Origin of the sequence: uncultured Croceicoccus sp. (genome assembly GCF_947496385.1) — a bacterium.
Lineage (GTDB): Bacteria > Pseudomonadota > Alphaproteobacteria > Sphingomonadales > Sphingomonadaceae > Croceicoccus.
The window spans coordinates 1-2,127 of sequence record NZ_CANMCP010000037.1; the positions used below are offsets into that span (position 1 = coordinate 1).

General features: G+C 54.8%; 2 protein-coding genes. Both read left to right on the forward strand.

Going from position 1 to position 2,127, the window contains the following annotated elements; genetic code table 11:
• The first annotated feature begins 302 nt into the window (after nt 1-302).
• Complete coding sequence (locus Q0897_RS15945) at nt 303-1,538, forward strand: aromatic ring-hydroxylating dioxygenase subunit alpha (protein ID WP_299310396.1); 1,236 nt, start codon at nt 303-305, stop codon at nt 1,536-1,538.
• Entirely contained in the window at nt 1,538-2,098 is a 561-nt protein-coding gene (locus tag Q0897_RS15950) for a VOC family protein (RefSeq protein WP_299310398.1), read from the forward strand. Before Q0897_RS15945 ends, Q0897_RS15950 begins: the two co-directional genes overlap by 1 nt.
• Nucleotides 2,099-2,127: the final 29 nt, after the last annotated feature.

Below are 2,127 nucleotides of genomic sequence, written 5' to 3' on the forward strand. Positions count from 1 at the left end.
CCGCAAGATATGGAACGCCGCCGATATCCATGCCGCGGCCTAAAGACGGGGGATATTCCTGCATTCGATCCGCCAGTTTTCGGAATCCTTCCCGGAATCGTTTTCGGAACAGATACTCGATAAGGGTTCAATTGAGCAATGCCGCCTCGGCAATCGCTGCTCCCGTCATCCGACATATGATCTAGCGTTTCGGATAGTGGACCATGCCGCACGCATGATGTGGACTTGGCAACCGTAAAAGAAAATGACGATTCTGCCGAAATGGCATTTCCGGCTGACATCTGCGTGCACAGGAGAGGGAAATGAACGGCAGTATTTACGACGACGTCGAGAAAATCATCGCGTTCGAAGCTGCACGTACCGATCCACGCCCGGATTTTCCGCCGCTCCCCGAAATACCAGGCGGGCGTTATACGAGCGAGGCTTTCTTCGAGCTGGAGAACAAGCATGTTCTCAGGAAATCCTGGGTTTGCGCAGGTCGCGAAGAGGACTTGCGCGGAATCGGCGACTATCGCCTCTGGGACCGGCTTGGCGTGCCACTCCTGCTGATCCGCGGATGCGACGAGAAATTACGGGCCTTCTACAATACCTGCCGCCATCGCGGCGCGCCCGTGGTGCGAGACGATGCGGGCAATACAAGGCTTTTGCGCTGCCAGTATCATTCGTGGTCGTATGGACTTGACGGCACATTGAAGGGCGTGCCCGACGAACGCGACTTTCCCTGCCTCGACAAGGAAAAGCGCGGCCTCATCGAGGTAAAATGCGAAACATGGGCCGGATGGGTCTTCGTCAATCTCGACCGCCATGCCGTCCCGCTGCAGGAATATCTTGGCCCACTGGCCGGCGAGCTAGAATGCGTAGGCATGGAAAATCTGCGCACCATCCACACGCAGGATTACGAGATCAACTGCAACTGGAAAGTCGCGATGGACGCGTTTCTGGAAGTCTATCATATCAACACCATCCATCCGACTAACGCCGGCATAATGCTGGACAGTAAGGCTGCGGCGATGGGGCTTATGGAGCGCGGCCATTCCCGCATGGCCACCCGTAAGAAGATGAACGAAGGGCTGAACTTTGTGGAGTTCGAAGGCGCACCCGATATTGCGACGATGCCGGATTTTTACCGTCTTAATAACGTCGCCTACATGTCCTTCCCGAACCTCATCACCCCAGTCGAACCGACGGGCTTCCCGGTGCTACTGTTCTGGCCGCACGGAAAAGCCAAATGCACGATGCAGACAATCTATGTTGCACCCGACTGGGGCGAAGGAGAGCTTCCCGAGTTCTGGAACCGTTTTCTGCCTATTTTCGACGCAGTGCTGAAAGAGGACATGATGAATCTTGAGCCGATACAAAGAAGCCTTGAATCGGGGGGCTTTACCGGCATGATGGTTAATTACCAAGAGCGTCGCATCTTCTGGTTCAACGAGCAGGTCGACCGCCTGATTGGGAGGGAGAACATCCCTGAAGGACTGGCGGTTGAACAGCTACTTGAACCATATATCGAGCACCCCTTGAGCGAGGTTGCAGAATAATGAGCGGCAGCTCGACCCGGCCGCTTTTTCAGCATGCCTATTTCGTGAACAGCATCGACGATGCCGCGAGAAAATGGTCCGACGCGTTCGGCGCAGGCCCCTTCTGTATGGTGCGCCACCACCATTGTGATGAATTCACCTATCGCGGAACGAAAGAAGAGGCTGATGTATCCTACGCCTTCGGATACCTTGGCGAACAAATGATTCAGTTCATCGAACAGCACGACGAGAAGGCATCAATCTATCGCGACATGTACCCGGAAGGTGGGGAAGGATTTCACCATATCGCCTATCTCGTATCTGATTTCGCAGGCGAGCGTCAGCGCTGGCTTGACATGGGATACGAGCTTGCAACCGAACTTTACGCTGATGAAGTGAACGCAGCCTATTTCGATACGCGAACCCTAAACGGCGGCTTTACCGAAATTCACGGTGATCCGCCGCATATCTTGGGGCTCTTTGCGCACTGGAAGCGGCTCCACGAAATGCGCAAGGAAAGCGATCCGCCAAGCTACGAGATGGAAGACTTGTCGTTCTACGAGCGGGCTTCGCTAATATGAAGCAAACATCGTAAGGGATTGGATGCCGC